Source organism: Streptomyces sp. MA5143a (assembly GCF_900290235.1).
Lineage (GTDB): Bacteria > Actinomycetota > Actinomycetes > Streptomycetales > Streptomycetaceae > Streptomyces.
Genome location: NZ_OLMK01000046.1, coordinates 13,229 through 35,330, shown reverse-complemented (window position 1 = coordinate 35,330; position 22,102 = coordinate 13,229). Strand labels below are relative to the sequence as shown.

General features: G+C 70.9%; 13 protein-coding genes and 2 pseudogenes. 11 read left to right on the top strand and 4 right to left on the bottom strand.

The window, feature by feature from the left end; genetic code table 11:
* Positions 1-71 precede the first annotated feature (71 nt).
* From SMA5143A_RS21335 to SMA5143A_RS21320, 4 genes and pseudogenes are all read left to right on the top strand, one after another.
* Positions 72-1,109, top strand: coding sequence for a LacI family DNA-binding transcriptional regulator (locus tag SMA5143A_RS21335; protein WP_181361957.1), 1,038 nt, complete (start codon positions 72-74; stop codon positions 1,107-1,109).
* 34 nt (positions 1,110-1,143) lie between these two features.
* Positions 1,144-1,251, top strand: a pseudogene (locus SMA5143A_RS44010) (carbohydrate ABC transporter permease); the annotation flags it as partial.
* Positions 1,252-1,363: 112 nt separating this feature from the next.
* Positions 1,364-3,835, top strand: coding sequence for a CBM35 domain-containing protein (locus SMA5143A_RS21325; protein ID WP_107464501.1), 2,472 nt, complete (start codon positions 1,364-1,366; stop codon positions 3,833-3,835).
* Between the two features lie 244 nt (positions 3,836-4,079).
* The gene (locus SMA5143A_RS21320; RefSeq protein WP_107464500.1) at positions 4,080-5,510 is read left to right on the top strand and encodes a non-reducing end alpha-L-arabinofuranosidase family hydrolase; all 1,431 of its coding nucleotides are present in this window, start codon (positions 4,080-4,082) and stop codon (positions 5,508-5,510) included.
* Between the two features lie 81 nt (positions 5,511-5,591).
* Here SMA5143A_RS21320 and SMA5143A_RS21315 read toward each other — a convergent pair whose 3' ends face one another.
* The 3 genes from SMA5143A_RS21315 to SMA5143A_RS21305 form a co-directional block, all read right to left on the bottom strand.
* A complete protein-coding gene (locus SMA5143A_RS21315; protein WP_107464578.1) occupies positions 5,592-6,638 on the bottom strand; it encodes an AI-2E family transporter in 1,047 nt (348 codons plus the stop codon).
* A gap of 307 nt (positions 6,639-6,945) precedes the next feature.
* Positions 6,946-9,003 (bottom strand): glycoside hydrolase family 31 protein, encoded by a 2,058-nt coding sequence (locus tag SMA5143A_RS21310; protein ID WP_107464499.1) that lies wholly within the window; start codon positions 9,001-9,003, stop codon positions 6,946-6,948.
* A gap of 333 nt (positions 9,004-9,336) precedes the next feature.
* Positions 9,337-10,347: a LacI family DNA-binding transcriptional regulator gene (locus tag SMA5143A_RS21305; protein WP_107464498.1), complete on the bottom strand. Its 1,011-nt coding sequence runs from the start codon at positions 10,345-10,347 to the stop codon at positions 9,337-9,339.
* A 461-nt stretch (positions 10,348-10,808) separates the two neighbouring features.
* On the opposite strand from SMA5143A_RS21305, the gene SMA5143A_RS21300 reads away from it, so the two are divergent.
* Positions 10,809-12,749, top strand: a complete 1,941-nt coding sequence (locus tag SMA5143A_RS21300; protein ID WP_107464497.1) for an acyl-CoA dehydrogenase family protein — start codon at positions 10,809-10,811, stop codon at positions 12,747-12,749.
* A gap of 137 nt (positions 12,750-12,886) precedes the next feature.
* Positions 12,887-15,517, top strand: a pseudogene (gene secA, locus SMA5143A_RS21295) (preprotein translocase subunit SecA); the annotation flags it as partial.
* A gap of 42 nt (positions 15,518-15,559) precedes the next feature.
* On the opposite strand, the gene SMA5143A_RS21290 reads toward secA, so the two are convergent.
* Positions 15,560-16,015, bottom strand: a complete 456-nt coding sequence (locus SMA5143A_RS21290; RefSeq protein WP_107464495.1) for a lamin tail domain-containing protein — start codon at positions 16,013-16,015, stop codon at positions 15,560-15,562.
* A gap of 221 nt (positions 16,016-16,236) precedes the next feature.
* Between SMA5143A_RS21290 and dxr the strand changes: the two genes are divergently transcribed.
* The 5 genes from dxr to SMA5143A_RS21265 all read left to right on the top strand — a co-directional run bounded on the left by dxr (position 16,237) and on the right by SMA5143A_RS21265 (position 22,017).
* The gene (gene dxr / locus SMA5143A_RS21285) at positions 16,237-17,511 is read left to right on the top strand and encodes a 1-deoxy-D-xylulose-5-phosphate reductoisomerase (RefSeq protein WP_107464494.1); all 1,275 of its coding nucleotides are present in this window, start codon (positions 16,237-16,239) and stop codon (positions 17,509-17,511) included.
* Positions 17,508-18,812: a M50 family metallopeptidase gene (locus tag SMA5143A_RS21280; RefSeq protein ID WP_107464493.1), complete on the top strand. Its 1,305-nt coding sequence runs from the start codon at positions 17,508-17,510 to the stop codon at positions 18,810-18,812. The genes dxr and SMA5143A_RS21280 overlap by 4 nt, the downstream gene beginning before the upstream one ends.
* Positions 18,813-19,003: 191 nt before the next feature.
* A complete protein-coding gene (gene ispG, locus SMA5143A_RS21275) occupies positions 19,004-20,161 on the top strand; it encodes a flavodoxin-dependent (E)-4-hydroxy-3-methylbut-2-enyl-diphosphate synthase (protein ID WP_107464492.1) in 1,158 nt (385 codons plus the stop codon).
* A 368-nt stretch (positions 20,162-20,529) separates the two neighbouring features.
* Positions 20,530-21,384, top strand: coding sequence for a GNAT family N-acetyltransferase (locus tag SMA5143A_RS21270; protein ID WP_107464491.1), 855 nt, complete (start codon positions 20,530-20,532; stop codon positions 21,382-21,384).
* Positions 21,385-21,486: 102 nt separating this feature from the next.
* The gene (locus tag SMA5143A_RS21265; protein WP_107464490.1) at positions 21,487-22,017 is read left to right on the top strand and encodes a GNAT family N-acetyltransferase; all 531 of its coding nucleotides are present in this window, start codon (positions 21,487-21,489) and stop codon (positions 22,015-22,017) included.
* Positions 22,018-22,102: the final 85 nt, after the last annotated feature.

The window sequence follows — 22,102 nt, the reverse complement described above, 5'->3', positions numbered from 1 at the left end:
GGGCGGTCGCTCGCGGGAATCCCGCTTGACGTTCTCTTGACGCTCCCAGTGTGACCGGTCACAATCCTGACATGATGGTGACCGGTCACACAAGGCGTCCCGCGAGTATCCGGGACGTCGCGACCGCCGCCGGTGTCTCGTACCAGACCGTCTCGCGGGTGATCAACGGCCACCCCAGCGTCAAGCAGTCCACGCGGGAGCGGGTGCTGGCGGCCATCGACGAGCTGGGCTTCCGCCGCAACGCGACCGCACTGGCCCTGGCCAGCGGCCGCAGCCGCGCGGTGACCGTGCTGACCGCGAACACCACCCACTACGGCTACGCGTCGATCCTCCAGGGCGTCGAGGAGGCGGCCCGCGCGGCGTCGTACGCGGTCGGGATCGGCGTCCTGGAGTCGGCGGAGGAGGCGGTCGTCGCCGCCGAGGTGCGGCGGGCGGCGGACGCGGGCGGCGGACTGATCGTGATCGCCTACGATCCGGCCGGTGTCGGCGCCCTGGCCGCCGTGCCCGCCGAGCTGCCCGTCGTCGGTGTCGTCGAGACCCCGGCCACCCGGCCCGACGGCGACCGCCCGTGGGTGTGGACCGACGACCGCGAGGCCGCGCACGCGGTCACCCGCCATCTGCTCTCCCTCGGCCATGAGACCGTGCACTACGTCGCCATCCCGTCCAGCACCCGCCGCACCAGCGCCCGTACCACCGGCTGGCGGCAGGCGCTCCGGGAGGCGGGGGCGCCCGAACCACGCCCGCTCCAGGGCAACTGGGGCCCGGCGGGTGGCCACCGCGCCGGCCGGAAACTGGCGGAGGACCCCTCGGTCACGGCGATCCTCTGCGGCAACGACGACCTGGCGCTCGGTGTGCTCCGCGCCCTGCACGAGAACGGCCGGTCCGTTCCCGGCGACGTCAGCGTGGCCGGCTTCGACGACGCCCCGCACTCCGCGTATCTGACCCCGTCCCTGACGACCGCGCGCCTGGACTTCACCGGCCTCGGCCGGGCCGCGTTCGCCCTGTTGTACGGCGTCCTGGAGCAGTCCGCCCCGATCGCCCCGCACCGGGTCTCCGTACCGGAGCTGGTGGTCCGGGAGAGCTCGGGGCCGCCGCCCGCCCGCGTCTGACCGGTCCGGCGCCCGCGCCGGACCGCCTCACCGGCATCTCGTCCTCGCGTACGTCGTGGCGACGAGCCTGCCGATGGTCGCCGTGTTCCTCGTCGGCCAGCGAAAGATCGTGTCCGGAATCACCAGTGGAGCCGTCAACTGACCGGAGGTCCGACCGCGTGATCACCCCCACCCGCACACGTGCCCGTGAACGAACCCGCATCAGGTCCCGGGCGCGAACCGCCCTGATCACCGCAGTCCTTGGAGTCACCGCCATGGCAGGCACCCTTCCCGCCTCCGGGGCCCCCGCGGCCGCCGCCGCGGACCCGCAGCGCCTCACCGTCGACCTCTCCGCCTCCGAGGGGCCCGTCATGCGGGGCGCCAACGGCGCGTTGTACGGGCTCAGCGACGACGGGGTGCCCAGCGACGCCGCCCTCGCCCCTCTGAAGATCACCAGCATCTCGCAGAAGCCGGAGGGCGGCGCCCAGCACCCCAACGGCGACGCGCTGACCGTGTCGAAGTCGTTCTTCCGCAACGGCGGCGGCGAGATCAACGTGATGATGCAGGACATCTACGCCAAGTGGCCCTACGAGGACCTCGGCATCGACGACTACCTCCCCAAGGTCGACAGGATCGCCGAGGAGATCGCGGCCGACCCGAACAGCGACCGCTTCGTCTACGTCCCCTTCAACGAGCCCGATCAGATCTGGTACAAGCTCGACGTCGCCGACCAGGCCCAGTACGAGAAGAACCGCGACCGGTTCTTCCGGGACTGGAAGACCGTGTACCAGCGCATCCGCGCCGTCGACCCCGGCGCGCGGATCGCCGGCCCCAACGAAGCCTCGTACCACACCAGGCTGTTGAAGGACTTCCTCGCCTTCGCCCAGCGCGAGGACGTCCTGCCGCAGATCATGACCTGGCACGAACTGGGCTCCGGCTCGCTCCGTGACTTCCAGGGCCACTACGACGACTACCGGTCCCTGGAACGGCAGTTGGGCATCGCCCCGCTGAAGATCAACATCGATGAGTACGCCAACCGCCGCGATCTGTCCGTCCCCGGCCAGCTCGTGCAGTGGGTCTCGATGTTCGAGAGGAACAAGGTGTACGCCAACCAGGCGTACTGGGACGCCGCCGGGAACATGGACGGCAACGTCGTCCGCTCCAACATCCCCAACGGCGGCTGGTGGTTCTTCCGTTGGTACGCGGGCCTCACCGGCGACACCGTGAAGGTCACCCCGCCGCGGGCGAACACCATCGACACCCTTCAGGGCCTCGCCTCCCTCGACACCTCCCGCCGCCAGGCCCAGGTCCTGCTGGGCGGATCGGCCGGCGACACCGACGTCGTCGTCCGCGAGGTCCCCCGGTCCCTCTTCGGCCGTACGGTCACCGCGACCGTGGCCGAGGCCGCCTGGTCCGGCTACGAGGGACAGCACGCCACGCCCCGCGTCCTCGCCCGCACGAAGGTACGGGTCGCCGACGACGGCACGGTGACCGTCCCCCTGCGCGGTCCGCACCGGATGTCCGCCTACCGGATCGTCCTCACCCCCGGCGGCTCCGGCACCCCCGCCGCCCCCACCGTGCCCTGGACCGCGTCCTACGAGGCCGAGGACGCCGCCGTCACCGACGGCAAGGTCTACACCCAGGGCACCGTGAGCAACGCCAACGGCTACGCCGCCTCCGGCACCAAGGACGTCGGCTCCCTCAACCAGGCGGGCAGCAAGGTCGACTTCACGGTGACCGTGCCCGAGGACGGCCGTTACGACCTGGCGATCCTCTACGGCAACCAGTCCGGCGCCCCCGCCACCCAGAAACTGTCCATCGACGGCGGCGATCCGGTCACGGTCACGTACCCCTCCACCGAGAACTGGACCTACCGCGCCAAGAAGGACGTCCGCGTGGAGCTGTCGGCCGGCAGCCACACCCTGACCCTCGCCAAGGGCGCCGCCGAGGTCACCCTCGACCGGATCGACCTCACCGCCCGCACCGCGGCACCCGCCGCCTCCTACGAGGCCACGCTCGCCGACATCAGCGGCAGGCCGTCGTACGACTACTCCTCGTCGGCCGGCGTCGGCACCGGCGCCCTCGTCCTCGGCCCCGGCGACAAGGCGGTCTTCGACGTGTACGCCCCGCGCGACGGCTACTACCGGGTGGTGCCCCGCGCGTCGGCGCCGGTGCGGCTCGCCCTGCACGGGCAGACGGTGGCGGCGGTGCCCGGCCGTCCGTTGAAGCTGTACCTCGTCGCGGGCAACAACCGGATCGAGACGACCGCCAAGCACTCCGCCGTGCGCTCCCTCGACGTCCGCGGTGACGGTTCGTCCGACGGCGCCCTCTCCTACGGGGCCGCCGCCGCCACGCTCACCGGCGGGGCCGGGCTGGTCGACTCGGCGCACGCCTCCACCGGCTCCTACATCGGCCGGCTCGGCAACAGCGCCGACAGCGCGGCGGAGTTCACGGTGGACGCGCCCACCGCCGGCCGCTACGTACTGGTCGTCCACTACGCCCACAACGACCGCCGGGACAACGGCCACGCCTACAACACCGACATCATGTCCCGCACGGCGGACATCACCGTCGGCACCGGTGCCCCACGGAAGGTCACCTTCAAGAACACCTGGAGCGGGGACGACTACTGGACCGTCGGCGTCCCCGTCGACCTGAGGAAGGGCCCCAACAAGGTCGCCTTCGCCAACGCGACCGCCTGGGCCCCGAACATCGACCGCATCGAACTGGGCCGGGTCATCGGCTAGGCCGTCCGCTGTGGGGAGGGCGGCCCGGCGATGGTCGGCATCCGCCGCCCCCGGTCCGCCGGGGGCGGCGGAGGGTGAATCCGGTGAGAAGTATTGACGCCGCTGGCCGGATCTTTATGATCCATCTGCTCGACACTTCGACATATGTTCGATATCACGAACTTGCGGGGTGTCGTGCCGCATCACCCTTCGCACAGCCTCCGAGGGGCCGGCAGAGCCGCGCACCAAGAAACACGAGGTCCCCATGCACAGACTCGGCTTCCGCCGCAGACGTCCGTCCGCGGTGCTCGCGGCCACGACCGCCACCCTGGTCTCGCTGGCGGCGCTGCTCGTCGCCGGCCCCGCCGCCCAGGCGGCCTCCAGTGGCGCCCTGCGCGGCACCGGTTCCGGCCGGTGTCTCGACGTGCCGGGCGCCAGCCAGACCAATGGCACCGCCACCCAGATCTATGACTGCTGGGGCGGGACCAACCAGCAGTGGACGCTGACGGACAGCAACCAGCTGACCGTGTACGGCAACAAGTGCCTGGACGTCCCGGGCCACGCCACGACGTCCGGGACCCGGCCGGTGATCTGGGACTGCAACGGCGGTACGAACCAGCAGTGGCGGGTGAACACGGACGGCACGGTCGTCGGCGTGGAGTCCGGGCTGTGCCTGAGCGTCGTGGGTGCCGGTACCGCCAACAGCACCGCGGTGGAGATCGCGACCTGCAACGGCGGCAGCAACCAGAAGTGGACCGGCCTGTCCGCCTCGGGTACCACGTGTTCCCTTCCGTCGACGTACAACTGGAGCTCGACCGGCGCGCTCGCGCAGCCGGCGAACGGGTGGTACTCGATGAAGGACTTCACCACCGTGACGTACCAGGGCAAGCACCTGGTCTACGGGACGTACGCCGACGCCAGCGGCTGGAAGTCGATGGGCTTCGGCCCCGTCACGAACTGGTCGGACATGGCGACGGCCCCCCAGACCGGCATGAGCCAGGGTGCGGTGGCGCCCACGCTGATCTACTTCGCGCCCAAGAACATCTGGGTGATGGCCTCCCAGTGGGCAGGCGGCTGGAAGTTCAACTACCGCACGTCGAGCAACCCGGCCGACCCCAACAGCTGGTCCGCGCCGCAGGCGCTGTTCACCGGCGAGCTCCCCAAGACCGAGAGCTCCGTGGGAGCGCTCGACCAGACCCTGATCGCCGACGACCAGAACATGTACCTGTTCTTCGCCGGTGACAACGGCAAGATCTACAAGACGAGCATGCCGCTCGGGAACTTCCCCGGCAACTTCGGCTCGTCGTACACGACGGTCATCAGCGACACCGTGGACAAGGTGTTCGAGGCGCCGGAGGTCTACAAGGTCCAGGGCCAGAACCAGTACCTCATGATCGTCGAGGCACGGGGCGCGAACGGGCGCTACTTCCGCTCGTACACCGCCACCAGCCTGAACGGTCCGTGGACCGTGCAGGCCGGCAGCGAGAGCAGCCCCTTCGCGGGCAAGGCCAACAGCGGCGCCACCTGGACCAACGACATCAGCCACGGTGACCTGGTCCGCAACAACCCCGACCAGACCAAGACCATCGACCCCTGCAACCTTCAGTTCCTCTACCAGGGCAGGGGCGCCACCCCGAGCGGTGCCGACTACCTGACGTGGCCGTACCGGCCGGGTGTCCTCACCCTCCAGCGCTGACCCGCCGGATACGCACCGCCTGAAGGAACCCCAGCCGCACGTCGGCTGGGGTTCCCCCCTTTTGGCCTGCGGGCGCGGCGGTCATCCCGCCGTTCCGGCGACCTCCTTCGGCCGCGCCGGTTCGGCCAGGTCCGCCCCGTCGCCGTACCGGGACCGCAGCTCCGACAGCACACCGAACGCCGCCGCCGTCAGCGGCACCGACAGGAGCATGCCGAGGATGCCGGCGATGGAGGCGCCCGCGGTGAGCGCCAGCAGGATCGCCGCCGGATGCATCTGCACGGTCCGGCTGTGGATCATCGGCTGGAGCACGTTGCCTTCGAGGATCTGCACCGCGAACACCACGCCGACCGCCCACAGCGCCGTCACCAGCCCCCGGTCGGCGAACGCCACCAGGATGGCCACCGCGCCCGACAGGAACGCGCCGAGATACGGGATGTACGCGCCGACGAACACCAGCGCGCCCAGACCGACGGCACCCGGCACCTGGAGGATCAGCAGACCGATGGCGATGCAGACGCCGTCGATGAACGCGATGAGTGTCGTGCCCCGCATGAAGCCCTCGATCGCCTGGAACGCGCGCCGGGCCATCACCTCCAGCGTCTCCCCGCGGCCGCGCGGCGCGAGGGAGTGCAGCGAGGCGACCGCCTTGTCGGAGTCACGCAGGAAGAAGAACATCAGCAGCAGCGCCAGGATCGCCATCGCGACGAACGAGCTGACGGCGCTGACCCCGGTGAGCACTCCGGAGGCCGCCGTCCCGCCGAACTTCGACAGCAGTTCCTTGGCGTTCTTCGCGAGGTCGTCCAACGACGTCCCGGCCAGCCCGAACTCGTCGCTCAGCGACTTCGCCGCGTCCCGCAGCGAGGCGATGATCTGGTCGCCGGTGTCGATGAGCGCCGCCACCACGATGTACGCGGCGCCGCCCATCACCACGACCACGGCGGCGCACGTCAGTCCGGCGGCGAGGGACTTGTTGAACCGCATCGCCACCAGCCGCCGGTAGAACGGGCCGAGCAGCGCCGTGCCGAGCAGCGCGAGCAGCACCGGCGTGACCGCCGTCTGGAACGTCACGCAGATCCACACGCCCACCGCCACGACACCGGTGACGAGCAGCGTCAGCGCGCTCCACACCGCCACGTGCCGCGCGGGCCCCGGCAGGAAGCCACCGGGGACGACCGGCGCCGGTGGGGCGACCGTCGGCGGCAGCTCCACAGGGCCGCCGGTGGTCCGTATCGTCGTCCGCGTCCGGTGCAACGGTCTGCGCGCGGGACCGCCCCGCCGCCCCTGCCGTCCCCCGCGCACCCGGCGAGGGTCTCCCGTACGGCTGTTCATGTCTGGTCGTCTCCGCTCACTCAGGGGGTCGCGCACACCCCCTGAAGATCACGGGATGGCCGTGGCGCCATAGCGTAGACCCGGCCTCCGAACAGCCGCCGCCCGCCTACTCGGTGACCGGCAACGACGCCCCGTCCCGCAGGAACAGCGGGATGCGGTCCAGCGGCGCGTCCACGGTCACGGACGCGCCCCCGTCGTACGTCTTCCCGGTCCACGCGTCGGTCCAGCGGGCGCCCGCCGGGAGATACGTCGTCCAGGTCGTCGCGCCCGCCTCCAGCACCGGCGCGACCAGCACGTCGGGGCCGAACAGATACGCGTCGTCGACCGACCAGGCCCGCTCGTCCCCGGGGAACTCCAGGAACAGCGGGCGCATCACGGGCAGTCCGTCCTCGTGTGCCTCGCGCATGACCCGCAGGACGTACGGCTTGACGCGCTCGCGCAGCCGCAGATACCACTCCAGGATCGCGCCGGCCTCCTCGCCGTACGACCAGACCTCGTTGGGGCCGCCGGTCATGGCCGGGCCGAGCGGCATGCCGGGCTCGCGGAAGCCGTGCAGGCGCATCAGCGGGGAGAACGCGCCGAACTGGAACCAGCGGACCATCACCTCGCGGTACGCCGGGTCGTCCGGGTCGCCCCCGTGGAAGCCGCCGATGTCGGTGTTCCACCAGGGGATGCCCGAGAGCGCGGTGTTGAGGCCCGCCGCGATCTGCCGGCGCAGGGTCGGGAAGTCGGTGCCAATGTCACCGGACCACAGGGCCGCCCCGTAACGCTGACTGCCCGCCCACGCCGAGCGGTTGAGGGAGACGATCTCCTCCTCGCCGGCCGCCCTCAGCCCCTCGTAGAAGGTGCGGGCGTTCTCCGCCGGGTAGAGGTTGCCGACCTCCAGGCCGGGGCCCGCCCAGTACCGCAGGTTCTCCTGGAAGCCCGGCTTCAGCTCCGGCTCGCAGGCGTCCAGCCAGAACGCCGTGATGCCGTACGGCTCCAGGTAGTTCTCCTTCACCCGCGCCCACACGAACGCGCGGGCCTCGGGGTTCGTCGCGTCGTAGAAGGCCACCTGGACCGTGGAGGCGACCTCCTTGTCGGGCCAGTCGGCGTGGGCCGTCGGACCGTACTGCGTGCCGATGAAGTAGCCGCGCTGGTCCATCACCGGGTGGTTCTCCGACAGCGGCGACACCGACGGCCACACCGACACCACCAACTTGATGCCCATCCCGGCCAGTTCGTCCACCAGCGCCGCCGGATCGGGCCACTCGCTCCGGTCGAACTTCCACTCGCCGAGATGCGTCCAGTGGAAGAAGTCGCACACGATCACATCGATCGGCAGACCCCGGCGCTTGTACTCCCGTGCCACGGTGAGGAGTTCGTCCTGGGTGCGGTAGCGCAGCTTGCACTGCCAGAACCCGGCCGCCCACGCGGGCAGCATCGGCGTACGGCCCGTCACCGCGCTGTAGCGGCGCTGCGCCTCGGCCGGTTCGCCCGCGGTGATCCAGTAGTCGATCTGCCGGGCCGAGTCCGCGACCCAGCGCGTCCCGTTGCCCGCCAGCTCGACCCGGCCGATCGCGGGGTTGTTCCACAGCAGGGTGTAGCCGCGGCTGGAGGTCAGCACCGGGATGCCCACCTCGGCGTTGCGCTGCACCAGGTCGAGGACCAGCCCCTTCTGGTCCAGCCGTCCGTGCTGGTGCTGGCCCAGGCCGTACAGCTTCTCGTCGTCGTACGCGGCGAAACGCTGCTCCAGCCGGTGGTGGCCGTTGCCGACGGCCGTGTAGAGGCGGGGGCCGGGCCACCAGAAGTGGGCGCGCTCCTCCGAGAGCAGTTCACGGCCGTCGGCGGTGCGGGTGAACCGGACCAGGCCCTCGGCGCTGACCTCGGCGGTGAGCGCGCCGACCGTCAGCCGTCCCCGCCCCTCCTCGATCTTGACGCTGCTCTCGGTGCTCTCCACCTCGTCGAGCAGGGCGCCCGGCAGCCCGTCGAGGAGGGGGCCGCCCAGCCGGGCACGGACCCGGACCGCGTCCGGCCCCCACGGCTCGATCCGCAGGGTCTCCTGGCGTCCGCTCCACTCCAGGGCACCGTCCCGCTCACGGAACGTGCCGACGGTGGGGGAGGACTGGGCGAGGCTGACCGCGCCCGTCGGGGTCTGGTTCTCGTTCTCGGCGGACTGATTCACGAGGCGGCTCCTGGGAGGAAGGAGTGACGGCCCACCCGGCACGACCGCTGCGGCCGGGGGAGTGGGGGGCGGGGGCAGGGGCGAGGAGCGCAGGGCTCGCCGCCCGGACGACGTGCGGGTCGGCGGGAGAACGTGCCGGACGAGTGGCGGGTCGGTGGGCGGGTCGGTGGACGCCGGACGGCCGGAGACCGGGGTCGGGTCCGGAGCCGCGCGGGGCGGGCGGAGAAGCAGGACCGACGCCGGGTGGCGGAGGAGGCCGTCGGCCCACGGGAGCTGGTCCCCGCCTGCCGTGCCCCGCCCCCGATGTCAGCCGCCGGTCAGCCGCCGCCGATGTCAGCCGCCCGTCAGCGGTCCCGTGCTCGCGCGGACCGTCAGCTCGGGGGCGAGCAGCACCACTTCGTCCGTCTCCCGCCCGTCGAGCTTGGCGACGAGCTGCTCCACGGCCCGCCGCCCCATCTCCTGGGCGGGGATGGCGACCGAGGTCAGCCGCACCGACGCCTGCATGGCGACCTGCTCGGGACAGACGGCGATCACCGAGACGTCCTCGGGCACCGCCCGGCCCTGCTGGCGCAGCAGCGCGAGCAGCGGCTCGACCGCGGACTCGTTCTGCACGACCAAGCCCGTGGTGCCCGGCCGTTCGTCGAAGATCCGGGCCAGCGTCGCGGCCATCGCGTCGTACCCGCCCTCGCAGGGCCGGTGCAGCACCCGCAGCCCCAGCTCGCGTGCCCGCGACCGCAGCCCGTCGAGGGTGCGCTCGGCGAAACCGGTGTGCCGCTCGTACACCGCGGGGGCCTCGCCGATGACGGCGATCTCGCGGTGGCCGAGCATCGCCAGGTGCTCCACGCACAGCGCGCCGGTCGCCCCGAAGTCGAGGTCGACGCAGGTCAGGCCGCTGGTGTCGGCCGGCAGCCCGATGAGCACGGACGGCTGGTCGGTGTCGCGCAGCAGCGGCAGGCGTTCGTCGTCCAGCTCGACGTCCATCAGGATCATCGCGTCGGCGAGGCCGCTGCCGGTGACCCGGTGGACCGCGTCGGGACCCTCCTCGCCGGTGAGCAGCAGCACGTCGTAGCCGTGGGTACGGGCCGTGGTCGCCACCGCGATGGCGATCTCCATCATCACGGGCACGTACATGTCGGTCCGCAGCGGGACCATCAGCGCGATGATGTTGGACTTGCTGCTCGCCAGGGCCCGCGCCCCGGCGTTCGGGTGGTAGCCCAGCTCCTGGATGCTCCTTTCGACCCGCTGGCGGGTCCCGGCGGAGATGGAGCGCTTCCCGCTGAGGACATAGCTCACCGTGCTCGCCGAGACTCCGGCGTGCTGGGCGACCTCGGCGAGGGTGACCATCCAGCTCTCCCAGCGTGTTTAAGCGCTTCGACTGCGCGTCGGTTCCATACAGGGTGATGTGAGGGTGACTCGACACTAGCTCGGAGGTGAGTGCGTGTCCATAGGCTGTCGAAGCGCTTCGATACCGCTCCCGGCGCGTAAGGGGTGGGGGGAAGGGTGTCGTACGGCGGCCGCGGGTTGGTGGGGGCTTGTCGCGAGGTTCCCCGCGCCCCTTTCGGGCGCCCGCTGCTTCGAGTGGCGCAGTGTGCCTCAGCTTAGGGCCGGGGGACGGCTTTCGGCCGTGGATGGCGAGGAGTGGCCGGTTCGGGGGTCGGGCGGTACTCGGCCGCCGGCGGCCGAACGCGGACGCGAGGGGTGGCGGGGGGCGTCCGGATCGGGTACCAACGATCGAGTAGCACCCATCGGTAACCAATCAGGTACTCATCCGGTACAAGATCCCGATTCGCGGCGAGGTGACCCTCATGTCCGCACCACCCCTCAAGAAACCCGTCGTCACCGAACGCGAGGCCCGCCAGGTGGCGGAGGCAGCCCGCGAGCGGGACTGGCGCAAGCCCAGCTTCGCCAAGGAACTGTTCCTGGGCCGGTTCCGCCTCGACCTCATCCACCCCCACCCCCTGCCCACCGACGAGGCCGTCCGGCGCGGTGAGCAGTTCCTGACCAAGCTCCGCGCGTTCTGCGAGACGAAGGTCGACGGCGCCCTCATCGAGCGCGAGGCCCGGATCCCCGACGAGGTGATCAACGGCCTCAAGGAACTCGGCGCCCTCGGCATGAAGATCGACCCCAAGTACGGCGGCCTCGGCCTCACCCAGGTGTACTACAACAAGGCGCTGGCCCTGGTCGGCTCGGCCAGCCCGGCGATCGGTGTGCTGCTCTCCGCGCATCAGTCGATCGGCGTACCGCAGCCGCTGAAGATGTTCGGCACCCCCGAGCAGAAGCAGAAGTTCCTGCCGCGCTGCGCCCGCACCGACATCAGCGCCTTCCTCCTCACCGAGCCCGACGTCGGCTCGGACCCGGCCCGGCTGGCGACGACCGCGGTGCCCGACGGGGACGACTACGTGCTCGACGGCGTGAAGCTGTGGACGACGAACGGCGTGGTCGCCGACCTCCTGGTCGTCATGGCGCGGGTGCCGAAGTCCGACGGCCACAAGGGCGGCATCACCGCCTTCGTCGTGGAGACGGACACGCCCGGGGTCACCGTCGAGAACCGCAATGCCTTCATGGGCCTGCGCGGCATCGAGAACGGCGTCACCCGCTTCCACCAGGTCCGCGTCCCTGCGGCGAACCGCATCGGCCCGGAGGGCGCGGGGCTGAAGATCGCGCTGACCACCCTCAACACCGGTCGGCTCTCGCTGCCCGCTTCCTGTGTGGCCGCCGGCAAGTGGTGTCTGAAGATCGCCCGCGAATGGTCGGAGGCCCGTGAGCAGTGGGGCAAGCCGATCGCCCACCACGAGGCCGTCGGCGCCAAGATCAGCTTCATCGCGGCCACCACCTTCGCCCTGGAGGCGGTGCTCGACCTCTCCTCGCAGATGGCCGACGAGGACCGCAACGACATCCGGATCGAGGGCGCCCTCGCCAAGCTCTTCGCCTCGGAGATGGGCTGGCGCATCGCCGACGAGCTGGTCCAGATCCGCGGCGGCCGGGGCTTCGAGACCGCGGAGTCCCTGCGGGCGCGCGGCGAACGGGCCGTGCCCGCCGAGCAGATGCTCCGCGACCTGCGGATCAACCGCATCTTCGAGGGCTCCACGGAGATCATGCACCTGCTGATCGCCCGCGAGGCGGTCGACGCCCACCTGTCCGTGGCCGGAGACCTCATCGACCCCGAGAAGTCCCTCTCCGACAAGGCCAGGGCCGGCGCCAACGCGGGCGTCTTCTACGCCAAGTGGTTGCCCAAGCTGGTCACGGGCACCGGCCAACTCCCGCGCGCCTACCCGGAGTTCCATCCGGCGGGCCACCCCGATCTCTCGGCCCACCTGCGCTACGTCGAGCGCTCCGCCCGCAAGCTGGCCCGTTCCACCTTCTACGCCATGTCCCGCTGGCAGGGCCGGATGGAGACCAAGCAGGCCTTCCTGGGCCGGATCGTGGACATCGGTGCCGAGCTGTTCGCGATGAGCGCGGCCTGCGTCCGCGCCGAGCTGCTGCGCACCACGGAGGGCCACGGCCGCGAGGCGTACCAGCTCGCCGACGTCTTCTGCCGGCAGTCCCGCCTCCGCGTCGAGGAACTCTTCGGCCGGCTGTGGAGCAACACCGACGACGTGGACCGCAAGGTGGTCAAGGGCGTGCTCGGCGGTGCGTACGAGTGGCTGGAGCAGGGGGTGATCGACCCCTCCGGTGAGGGCCCGTGGATCGCGGACGCCACACCGGGCGCCAGTGAGAAGGAGAACGTCCACCGCCCCATCCGCTGACGCGCCTCCGTCACCGACCGCCGCGTGCGGAACGCACCGTCGCCCCGCTCCGCCGTCCCGCTGCTTGCCGCGCTCACCCCACGAGCCGACAATCGAAGGGACGGCGGACGGGGCGACAGCGCCGAGGTGATGCTGCGATGTCCGAACTCGGCATGAATTCCCTCACCCACAAGATCATGCGTGCGGGCGAGGGCCGGATACTGCGCCGGCTGCACCGGATCGCCGACGAGGTCGCCTCGGTCGAGGAGGATGTCGCGGCCCTGGACGACACCGGCCTGCGCGCCCTCACCGACGAGTACCGGCAGCGGCTGGCGGACGGCGAGACCCTCGACGACCTGCTGCCGGAGACCTTCGCCACCATGCGGGAGGCCGCCCGCCGCACCCTCGGCATGCGCCCCTTCGACGTCCAGGTCATGGGCGGCGCGGCCCTGCATCTCGGCAATGTCGCCGAAATGCAGACGGGCGAGGGAAAGACCCTGGTGGCCACTCTTCCCGTCTATCTGAACGCCCTCACCGGAAAAGGCGTCCATGTCGTCACCGTCAACGACTACCTCGCCCGCCGGGACGCCGAATGGATGGGAAAGGCGTATGAGTTCCTCGGGCTGACCGTCGGCGTCGTCCGCTCCGAATCGACCCCGGACGAACGCCGGGCGGCGTACGCCTGCGATGTCACCTACGGCACGAACACGGAGTTCGGCTTCGACTATCTCCGCGACAACATGGCCTGGTCGCGAGCCGAACTCGTGCAGCGCGGCCATCACTTCGCGATCGTCGACGAGGCCGACTCCATCCTCATCGACGAGGCCCGCACCCCGTTGATCATCTCGGGCCCGGCCGACCCGGCCACACACTGGTACGAGGCCTTCGCGACCCTCGTGGGCCCGATGAGGGGCGTCGAGATCCAGGAGGAGCGCTTCACCCGCCCCGCCGACAAGGACCGGCTGGAGCGACTGCGCGCGAGCCACCACTACGAGTACGACCCGCGCAAGCACACCGTCGCGATCCTCGACCCCGGCGTCGAGTACGTCCAGGACCAGTTGGGCATCGACAGCCTCTACGAGTCCGACCACACCCCCCTGATCGGGCACCTCAACAACGCCCTCAAGGCCAAGGAACTGTTCCGGAGGGACCAGGAGTACGTCGTCATCGACGGCGAGGTCCTGATCGTCGACGAGCACACCGGCCGCCTGCTCCCCGGCCGCCGCTACAACGAGGGCCTCCACCAGGCGATCGAGGCCAAGGAGGGGGTGTCGGTCAACGCCGAGAACCAGACCCTCGCCACCATCACCCTGCAGAACTTCTTCCGTCTCTACGACAAGCTCTCCGGCATGACCGGCACGGCGATGACGGAGGCCGCCGAGTTCCACCAGATCTACGAGCTGGGGGTCGTCCCCGTCCCCACCAACCGGCCCATGATCCGCGAGGACCGGCCGGACCTGATCTACCGGACCACCGACGCCAAGTTCGCGGCGGTCGTCGACGACATCGCGGAGCGGCACGCCAGGGGCCAGCCGGTACTGGTCGGCACCACCACGGTCGAGGTCTCCGAGGCGCTCTCCGCCCGACTGCGCGCCCGCCGCGTCCCGCACCAGGTCCTCAACGCCAAGAACCACCGCCTCGAAGCCATGATCGTCGCCCAGGCCGGGCGCAGGGGAGCGGTGACGGTCGCCACCAACATGGCGGGCCGGGGCACCGACATCATGCTCGGCGGCAATCCGGAGGCCCTGGCCCGGGCCGCGCTGCCCGACGACGCGGACGACGAGGAGCGCCGGGCGGTCCTCGACCGGATCACCGCCCAGGTGGCGGCCGAGCACACCGAGGTCACCGCACTCGGCGGCCTCTACGTCCTCGGCACCGAACGCCACGACGCCCGCCGCGTCGACCACCAGCTGCGGGGCCGTTCCGGCCGCCAGGGCGACCCGGGGGAGTCCCGCTTCTACCTCTCCCTCCAGGACGATCTGATGCGGCTGTTCCAGGCCCAGCTCGTCGAGCGCGTCATGGCCGCGACGAACGTGCCCGAGGACGTCCCCATCGAGAACAGGATCGTCACCCGTGCCGTGGCCTCCGCCCAGGCCCAGCTGGAGCGCCAGCACTTCGAGTCCCGCAAGGACGTCCTGAAGTTCGACGAGGTCCTCAACCGCCAGCGCCGGCTGATCTACGCCCAGCGCCGCCGCGTCCTGGAGGGCGAGGACCTGCGCGGCCAGCTGCTGCGCTTCATGGACGACACCGTCGAGGCGTACGTCGCCGCCGAGACCGCCGAGGGGTACCCGGAGGAGTGGGACCTGGACGCCCTGTGGCGGGCGCTCGGGCAGCTCTACCCGGTCGGGGTGACGATCGAGGACCTGGAGCGGGAGCACGGCGGCCGCGCGAACCTCACCGCCGGGGACCTGGTGGCGGCCCTCACGGACGACATCCGCGCCCACTACGCCGAGCGTGAGGCGGAGCTGGGCGAGGGCACGCTGCGCGAGCTGGAACGCCGGGTGGTGCTGTCCGTCCTGGACCGCACCTGGCGCGAGCACCTCTACGAGATGGACTATCTCCGCGACGGCATCGGGCTGCGCTGGACCCTGGGCCGCGAACCCATCGTCGAGTACGAGCGCGAGGGCTTCGACATGTTCGTCGCCATGACCGACGCGATCAAGGAGGAGTCCGTCGGCTACGTCTTCCACCTCGACTCCGCCTCCGCCGGCCTCGCCCCCTCCCGCGACGAGGACGCCCTCCACTTCACGGCCCCGACCGTCGACACGGCGGAGGGCGTGGTGGAGGGCGCCCGGCGGTCGTAGCCGGTCAGCGGTGCGTACCGCCGCCGCTCAGCAGTACTTGTCGCTCGCGTCGCGCGTGGTCCACGAGCACGAGTCGACCTTGGTCCCGCCCGCCCGCAGCAGAGTCGCCGTGTCGCTGGTGTTGTTCCAGACGTAGGCCCTGCGGTTCTGGTACTTGGTCGCGCTGGTGTCGGTGCCCGAGCCGGTGCGGACCTTGAGGTACTTGCCCGCCCCGATCTTGACGTCCGGGAACGTGTACTTGTGGTTGTCGGGGTCCTTCAGCACCCAGCCCTTCAGCGAGACGGCCGCCGCGCCGGTGTTTCTGATCTGCACCCATTCGCCGTTGAGGCTCGTGTTGGTCCGGGTGTCCTTGCCGGGACTGTCGAAGTACACGCGGTGGATGGTGACGCCCCCCGCCGCCTCCGCCGGGCTGCCCAGCACCGTGCCGGTGAGTGCCACGGCTCCGGCGAGCGCGGGCAGGGCGGCGCGAATGCGCTTGCGCATGGATTCCCCCCAGGGTCCTCGTACACGATCGCCGTCGTCCTTCAGCGGCACAGCGATCGGCTGATACGACTTTCGGATCAGCTGGGAAGTAGTCATATCACCCTGCCTTCACACCTGCTTCACAAACGGAGAAACCGCATCGTCGACGGCACACCACCCGAAGTGGGTCAACAGGGGGCCGCGCGGTCCTGCCGGACACCGGATGCGGCAACAATGGGGGGATGAGTGACAGTCCCGCCCCTCTCGCCGATCCCCATCTCGTCTTCGACCCCGTCGACGGGGTCCGGGACGTGGTGATCCTCGGATCGACCGGCTCGATCGGCACCCAGGCCATCGACCTCGTCCTGCGCAACCCGGACCGCTTCCGGGTCACCGGGCTCTCCGCCGCCGGAGGGAGGGTGGAGCTGCTGGCCGAGCAGGCGCACCGACTGCGGGTGCGGACCGTCGCCGTCGCCCGCGAGGACACCGTCCCCGCGCTGCGCGAGGTTCTGACCGCCGCGTACGGCACCGGCGAGCCGCTCCCCGAGATCCTCGCGGGCCCCGGCGCCGCCGCCGAGCTCGCCGCCTCCGACTGTCACACGGTGCTCAACGGCATCACCGGCTCCATCGGCCTCGCGCCCACCCTCGCCGCCCTGGAGGCGGGCCGCACCCTCGCGCTCGCCAACAAGGAGTCGCTCATCGTGGGCGGCCCGCTGGTGAAGGCCGTGGCCAAGCCCGGCCAGATCATCCCGGTCGACTCCGAGCACGCCGCCCTCTTCCAGGCCCTCGCCTGCGGCACCCGCGCCGAGGTGCGCAAGCTGGTCGTCACCGCCTCCGGCGGCCCGTTCCGCGGCCGCACCAAGGCGGAACTGGCGGACGTCACCCCCGCCGACGCCCTCGCCCACCCCACCTGGGCCATGGGCCCGGTCATCACGGTCAACTCCGCGACCCTCGTCAACAAGGGCCTGGAAGTCATCGAGGCGCACCTCCTCTACGACATTCCCTTCGATCGCATTGAGGTCGTCGTCCACCCCCAGTCGTATGTCCACTCGATGGTTGAGTTCACGGACGGATCGACAATGGCGCAGGCCACGCCCCCGGACATGCGCGGCCCCATCGCCATCGGCCTGGGCTGGCCGCAGCGCGTCCCCGACGCCGCGCCCGCCTTCGACTGGACCAAGGCGTCCACCTGGGAGTTCTTCCCCCTCGACGACGACGCGTTCCCCTCGGTCGGCCTCGCCCGGCACGTGGGCCGGCTCGCGGGCACGGCCCCGGCGGTGTTCAATGCGGCCAACGAGGAGTGCGTGGACGCGTTCCTGCACGGCGGTCTCCGGTTCGACGCGATCATGGAGACGGTGACCCGGGTCGTCGAGGAGCACGGCACCCCCGCCACGGGAACTTCCCTGACCGTGGCGGACGTCCTCGAAGCGGAGACCTGGGCGCGCGCCCGCGCCCGTGAACTGACCGGTTCCCCAGGCAAACCCACCGAGCGGACGACCGCGGAGGCCCGTGCATGACGACCCTGATGTTCATCCTCGGCATAGTGGTCTTCGTGATCGGCCTGGCCTTCTCGATCGCCTGGCACGAGCTGGGCCACTTCTCGACGGCCAAGATGTTCGGCATCCGCGTGCCCCAGTTCATGGTGGGCTTCGGCCCGACCATCTGGTCCCGCAGGAAGGGTGAGACGGAGTACGGCGTCAAGGCGATCCCGCTCGGCGGCTACATCCGCATGATCGGCATGATCCCGCCCGGCGACGACGGCCGCATCGAGAGCCGCTCCACCTCTCCGTGGCGCGGGATGATCGAGGACGCCCGCGAGGCGTCCTTCGAGGAGCTCCAGCCCGGCGACGAGCAGCGCCTCTTCTACACGCGCAAGCCGTGGAAGCGCGTCATCGTGATGTTCGCCGGGCCCTTCATGAACCTGATCCTCGCCGTCGTGATCTTCGTCGGCGTGATGATGTCCTTCGGCGCCAAGACCCAGACGACCACGGTCAGCAAGGTCTCCGACTGCGTCATCTCCGCCAGCGAGAACCGCACCAAGTGCAAGGACGGCGACAAGGAGGCCCCGGCCAAGGCCGCCGGCCTCCAGCCCGGCGACAAGATCGTCGCGTTCGACGGAGCCCCCGTCACCGACTGGTCGGCCCTCCAGGCCGACATCCGCGACAACCCCGGCAAGAAGATCGTCCTCACCGTCGAGCGTGACGGAAAGCAGGTCGACATCACCCCCACCCTCATCAAGAACGATGTCGCCCAGACCGACGGCCAGGGCGGCTACGTCGAGGACAAGTTCGTCTCCGCCGGCTGGCTCGGCTTCACCCCCGCCGTCGACATCGTCCCGCTCTCCTTCGGCCAGTCCGTGGACCGCATGGGCGACATGATGGAGAACGGCGTCCAGTCCCTGATCTCGCTGCCCGCCAAGATCCCCGCCCTGTGGGACGCCACCTTCGGCGACGGCGAGCGCGCGGCGGACTCGCCCATGGGCGTGGTCGGGGCCGCCCGCGTCGGCGGTGAGATCTTCACCATGGACATCCCCGCCACCCAGCAGCTCGCCAGCTTCCTCATCCTGCTGGCCGGCTTCAACCTCTCCCTCTTCCTGTTCAACATGCTCCCGCTCCTCCCGCTCGACGGCGGGCACATCGCGGGCGCCCTGTGGGAGTCGGTGCGCCGGAACACCGCCAAGGTGCTCCGCCGGCCCGACCCCGGCCCCTTCGACGTGGCGAAGCTGATGCCCGTCGCGTACGTCGTGGCCGGCGTCTTCATCTGCTTCACGCTGCTGGTCCTCATCGCGGACCTCGTGAACCCGGTGCGCATCTCGTAGACACCCCGCGTTCACGGCGGCCGGGCACCCTGGGGTGCCCGGCCGCTTCGCTGTCCCGCCCCGGCCTTCCCTTACGGGTGGGTTTACGGCCCGTGATGTGCTGGGGCCCAGGGCCGTGCCGTAATCTCGAAGCCTGGAGCCCGCCTGTTCCGGGACCCGATCCTGATCCACAACTTGGGGTTGCACAGCAGATGACTGCGATTTCTCTCGGCATGCCGTCCGTTCCGACCAAGCTCGCCGAGCGCCGCAAGAGCCGGCAGATCCAGGTGGGGTCCGTGGCGGTCGGCGGGGACGCACCGGTGTCGGTCCAGTCCATGACCACCACGCGTACGTCCGACATCGGCGCCACGCTCCAGCAGATCGCCGAGCTGACGGCCTCCGGCTGCCAGATCGTCCGGGTCGCCTGCCCGACGCAGGACGACGCCGACGCCCTGCCCGTCATCGCGAAGAAGTCGCAGATCCCGGTCATCGCCGACATCCACTTCCAGCCGAAGTACGTGTTCGCCGCGATCGAGGCCGGCTGCGCCGCCGTACGGGTCAACCCCGGCAACATCAAGCAGTTCGACGACAAGGTCAGGGAGATCGCCCAGGCGGCCAACGACCACGGCACCCCGATCCGCATCGGTGTCAACGCCGGTTCCCTCGACCGCCGTCTCCTGCAGAAGTACGGCAAGGCCACCCCCGAGGCCCTGGTCGAGTCGGCCCTGTGGGAAGCCTCCCTCTTCGAGGAGCACGGCTTCCGGGACATCAAGATCTCGGTCAAGCACAACGACCCGGTCGTCATGGTCAACGCCTACCGTCAGCTCGCCGCCCAGTGCGACTACCCCCTCCACCTCGGCGTCACCGAGGCGGGCCCCGCCTTCCAGGGCACGATCAAGTCCGCCGTGGCCTTCGGCGCGCTCCTCTCCGAGGGCATCGGCGACACGATCCGGGTCTCCCTCTCCGCGCCCCCGGTGGAGGAGGTCAAGGTCGGCAACCAGATCCTGGAGTCCCTCAACCTCAAGCAGCGCGGCCTGGAGATCGTCTCCTGCCCCTCCTGCGGCCGCGCCCAGGTCGACGTCTACAAGCTCGCCGAAGAGGTCACCGCCGGCCTCACCGGCATGGAGGTCCCCCTCCGTGTCGCCGTCATGGGCTGCGTCGTCAACGGCCCCGGCGAGGCCCGCGAGGCGGACCTCGGCGTCGCCTCCGGCAACGGCAAGGGCCAGATCTTCGTCAAGGGCGAGGTCATCAAGACCGTCCCCGAGTCCAAGATCGTCGAGACCCTCATCGAAGAGGCCATGAAGATCGCCGAGGAGATGGAGAAGGCCGGCATCACCTCGGGCGAACCGACGGTGGCGGTAGCGGGCTGAGAACACCGAGGGCGCCCCACGGGGATTCGGGGCGCCCCAGTCACCTCCCAAGGGCCGCAGGGTTCGTCTCAGGCAGGCCTCTTGAGGGGCGCGGGGAACTGCGCGACAAGCCACGACGGACCCGCACCCGCCAGAGCACAGGCACTCCCGAGCCGTTGGGCGCCCGGCGGCGGCACGGGCCGCCACACGCGCCCGTGAGGGGCCCGGGGAACCGCGCGACCAGCCAGGAAGCACTCGCACCCGCCAGAGCACTGATACCCCGAGGCCCCTGGGCGTCCGGCCCGTGGCACAGCCACAGGGGCGCCCGGCCACAGCCCCGCAGGGTATCGTGCGGACATCAGCGCAGACCAAGGGTGAGGCCCCCGCACGTGTTGACCCAGACCACCACCCGGGTCCTCGAACCGAGTGACCTGGACGCCGCACTCGCCGTCCTCGACCGCGAGCCCGTCGCGAACGCCTTCGTGACGTCCCGCGTCCAGATCGCCGGCCTGGACCCCTGGCGGCTCGGCGGCGAGATGTGGGGCTGGTACGAGGACGGCGCCCTCACCTCCCTCTGTTACGCCGGCGCCAACCTCGTCCCCATCTGCGCCACCCCGCGCGCCGTTCGCGCCTTCGCCGACCGGGCCCGCCGGGCCGGCCGCCGCTGCTCCTCGCTCGTCGGCCCCGCCGAACCCACCGCCCAGCTCTGGCGCCTGCTGGAGCCCAGTTGGGGCCCTGCCCGCGAGGTGCGCGCGCACCAGCCGCTGATGGTCACCGACCGGCTTCCCGACCCCGCCGAGGTCGCCCCCGACCCGTACGTCCGCCGGATCCGCAAGGACGAGATGGAAACGATCATGCCGGCGTGCGTGGCGATGTTCACCGAGGAGGTCGGTGTCTCCCCGATGGCCGGGGACGGCGGCCTCCTCTACCAGGCCCGTGTCGCCGAACTCGTCGGCTCCGGACGCTCCTTCGCCCGCCTCGACGCCGACGGCCGTGTGGTCTTCAAGGCCGAGATCGGCGCCGCCACCCCCCAGGCCTGCCAGATCCAGGGCGTCTGGGTGGCCCCCGAGTACCGCGGCCGGGGCCTGGCAGGGCCCGGCATGGCGGCGGTCCTGCGCTACGCCCTCGCCGACGTGGCCCCTCTGGTCAGCCTCTACGTCAACGACTTCAACACGGCCGCGCGGCGCACCTACCGCAGGGTGGGCTTCCAGGAGGTCGGCGAGTTCATGAGCGTCCTGTTCTGACGAAGGCCGACACACCCCGTCCCGGACACGGGGAACCGCCGGGTCGGCCACATCCGACCGGCCCCCCGCGCACCACCCGAACCCCCCTGTAGCATCCGCAACATGAGCCTCGTCATCGGCCCCCTGGACCTCCCCGCCCACGTAGACGAGGCCCTGGCCGTCCAAGCCGTGGCCTTCGGTCTCGGCGCCGACGAGGTGGCCGTACGCCGCCAGATCGTCCTGCGCCACATGACCTACCCCGGAGCGAGGGCACTCGGCGCCACGGCCGGCGGCCGTCTCGTCGGGTTCGTCTACGGCATGCCCAACGACCGCACCCACTGGTGGTCCACCGTCGTGGAGCCCTACCTCCGCGCCCGGGGCCACGAGGACTGGCTGGACGGCTCCTTCGTGATCACCGAGCTGCACGTCCACCCCGCCTACCAGAACCGAGGCGTCGGCCGCTCCCTGATCACCACCATCACCGACAGCGCGAACGAGCCCCGCTCGATCCTCTCCGCGATCGACATCGACAGCCCCGCCCGGGGCCTGTACCACTCCCTCGGCTACGAGGACCTCGCCCGCCAGGTCCTCTTCCCCAGCGCCCCGAGGCCCTACGCCGTCATGGGCGCCCCCCTTCCCCTGCGCCGCAGGTAGCCGCCCTCCCGGCCCCGTACGCCACCGCCGGATTTCCACGGTCCCCCGCCCCCCGGCTAACCTCCTGCCATCAACCGACCCGCAG